This is a genomic window from Paenibacillus eucommiae (genome assembly GCF_017874215.1).
Taxonomy (GTDB): domain Bacteria; phylum Bacillota; class Bacilli; order Paenibacillales; family NBRC-103111; genus Paenibacillus_AI; species Paenibacillus_AI eucommiae.
The window spans coordinates 1-2581 of the sequence record NZ_JAGGLB010000074.1; the positions used below are offsets into that span (position 1 = coordinate 1).

Below are 2581 nucleotides of genomic sequence, written 5' to 3' on the forward strand. Positions count from 1 at the left end.
CCAATTAATGGATAATACACACGTCATTCGAGAGAGTAATGCTTTTTTTGCCAAAATAAATGTAAAAATATTCAATTAATATAACATACTCCTAATTATCTGAACCGGATTTCCCCATATCCATTATTTGTAAATCGATGTGAGCTTTAATGCATGCTTAATGTGAAAAACATCGTTAAGTCAAGCACACGCTCCATTCGGGAAGGAGGGCTGCTACACTTGCTACATCATCTAGTACGGGATTGCTCTTTCACCTGCCTAAAGCCCGGCTCATCGTCCAAATCTAGCCCACTGTACCGCCCTGTACCGCCCATGCCCTCACTTGCCCATCCGGTGTCACACCGTGCACCCATTTCTCCCCTCACCAAAACTTATACTTTCTGCTAATAAGTTCACAAAAAAAATAGCCCCGGCAAACTCAATTTGAGTTATACCGGAGCATTAGCTTCGTACGTATTTTCAGTGACAGACTCATTAGTGATATCACTTACTGGTTCTTTGGCATCTGTCGTTTCTGCTACTGGGGTTTCAACCCCGTCAGATTCAGTCACTGACTCTTCAATCACAGCTGCTTCTGTCAACGGCTTCTCCGTCTCAGCCGATTCCGCCACTAGCGTCCCATCGGTAATCGGCGGCTCCGCAATCGAAACCATACCTGCAGCCTGCTCAACAAGATCGGCTTGCAGCTTGTTTATGACTTGTTCGGCGTAGCTTTCAATTTCCTGCAAGCTCTCCTGCTGGCGCTGCTTGGCATAGGCTTCCAGGTTGCGATTTACCTGCTCAAGCTCCTTCAGGCAGGCCTCGAGCAGGAGTTCCTGCGAAGCGGCAGTTTCCTCAGCCATGGACTGCTTCAGCCGCTGCTCCGATTGCTCCGTCTGCTCCTTTACCCACGGCTTCATCCAAGCGGTGACTGCAGAGAAGCCAGCATCCGCGGAAGCCATTGCATAAGAAGAAGATAGCAATAGAGAAGCTCCTAAGGCTGACAGCAAAACTGCGGGTGCTGCCGCTTTCGTGAAAGACCGGGCATTTTTCCGATGATGCTTCACTCTTCTGGATCTTCTGCTCCGCATCTCTCCAGCCCCCCAGTCTCTATAGCCTCTTATCTGCTATCTTCTATCTTCTATCTTCTATCCATCCTCTTCAGGAACTATACGTTTTACAGGATTAATTAGCTACTGAAGCTGCAACAGCATCCAATTCGTTCTTCGCTTGATTGACGGCATTTGTAGCCGCTTGATCGATCTTCTCTTTGTTCGTTTTTTCCAAATCTGCTGCCAGCTTTCTTACATCGGAGAGAAGCTTTTCAATTTTGGTATCGATTTGACTTCTCAGGTTTTGATTAGAAGCCTGCTCACGATTATTAATCATGTCCTGCAGATCCTTTTTAGCTGCGGCGATAGCTTGGTTTAATTTTTCTTTAGATGCATTTTTCGCCTTATCTGCATCTGTGACCACGTTATTTTTTTGCTTTTCGCCCTCTGCATTTATGCTGTTGTTCAAAAGCTGATTCAGCTCACCTTGAACCGTATTTGCAAGAGCATTGAATTGATTTAAGTAATCATTTTCTATAGCTCTATATTTATTGTCGATATCGCCTTGAAGACTTCCTTTTTTGGAGTTAAGCTCGTTGATATAAGTATCTGCTGTATTCTCAATCTGCTTTACTGAATCATTCTTCTTGGCTTCCCCATAGTTCCGAACCGAGGAGACCTTCTCATCGTTCAAGCTGCGGGCGATATTTTTTTTGTCATCCATTTGTTGGTTGCCGTATTGTGTTGCGCTGGCCTTCACTTGGTTCTCCGATACAGAGAACTTTGTATTAAACCAGGATTGCAGCTGTCCGCCAATATCCGTTGAAGCAAATGCGAAAACCCCGCCCATTCCGCCAATCAAACCTAATGCAACTGTCCCGATAATTACTTTCTTGCTCCACTTAACATGCTTCATGTTAATTCCTCCTGTTGGTTGTGTGTGGTTGATTTTCATTCCGGGTGCATGGTTGAGCATGGCTGGGAATGACAAATAACCCATCTTTGCAATACTGACGGGTCGGTTGCACCATTTACTCCATACGTCTTAGGTGCCCATCTTCGAGACGTATTTCATCGTATCCCCATATTTAATTCAACAGACTCAACAAAAAAAATCCAATAACACTCACTCAAGTGTCGATTGGATCGGTTGCACTATTTGCTCGATATGTCCCAAGTGCCCATATAAGGAACATACGTCTTCGCTTTCCATTGGAATAATATTACTATGTTTCTATCATGATTGCAATACCTTTTTTCGACAAAATTTTCATCGCCTATCTGGCAAAAAATTTATAGTGAATTTTAAGGCTCAACCTAATAATCAGTGCTTGACGGTCAAGCTAACATTCGATGTCGGTTAAATGCTACGAAAATGCCAGCTTTATAGCGACCGGTACTTGTCATAGCTATTTTCATATCGGCGAGGGTAACACGTGCGCTAATGGTCACCGCAGTCTAAGCTTGCCCCACAGTTGTTCCAGATTTTGGATATCGAAAACAAAGCTACTCAACGAAGAAGCATGGCGTTATGATGGGAGTAACTCTAT

Annotated in this window: 3 protein-coding genes and 2 riboswitches; all 3 genes read right to left on the bottom strand. The window is 44.2% G+C overall.

Annotated features, from left to right (window positions below; translation table 11 throughout):
* Positions 1 to 227 precede the first annotated feature (227 nt).
* Positions 228 to 353: a hypothetical protein gene (locus J2Z66_RS43695; RefSeq protein WP_281068958.1), complete on the bottom strand. Its 126-nt coding sequence runs from the start codon at positions 351 to 353 to the stop codon at positions 228 to 230.
* 75 nt (positions 354 to 428) lie between these two features.
* Positions 429 to 1070, bottom strand: coding sequence for a hypothetical protein (locus J2Z66_RS42260; RefSeq protein ID WP_209980117.1), 642 nt, complete (start codon positions 1068 to 1070; stop codon positions 429 to 431).
* A gap of 94 nt (positions 1071 to 1164) precedes the next feature.
* Positions 1165 to 1947 (bottom strand): PspC-like choline-binding domain-containing protein, encoded by a 783-nt coding sequence (locus J2Z66_RS42265; RefSeq protein WP_209980119.1) that lies wholly within the window; start codon positions 1945 to 1947, stop codon positions 1165 to 1167.
* Between the two features lie 92 nt (positions 1948 to 2039).
* Positions 2040 to 2122: riboswitch (cyclic di-GMP riboswitch) on the bottom strand.
* Positions 2123 to 2166: 44 nt separating this feature from the next.
* A riboswitch (cyclic di-GMP riboswitch) is annotated at positions 2167 to 2250 on the bottom strand.
* Positions 2251 to 2581 lie beyond the last annotated feature (331 nt).

Coding starts and splice junctions, on each gene's coding strand:
- J2Z66_RS42265 (WP_209980119.1), bottom strand. CDS start 1,947: ATGAAGCATGTTAAGTGGAGCAAGAAAGTAATTATCGGGACAGTTGCA.
- J2Z66_RS43695 (WP_281068958.1), bottom strand. CDS start 353: ATGGGTGCACGGTGTGACACCGGATGGGCAAGTGAGGGCATGGGCGGT.
- J2Z66_RS42260 (WP_209980117.1), bottom strand. CDS start 1,070: ATGCGGAGCAGAAGATCCAGAAGAGTGAAGCATCATCGGAAAAATGCC.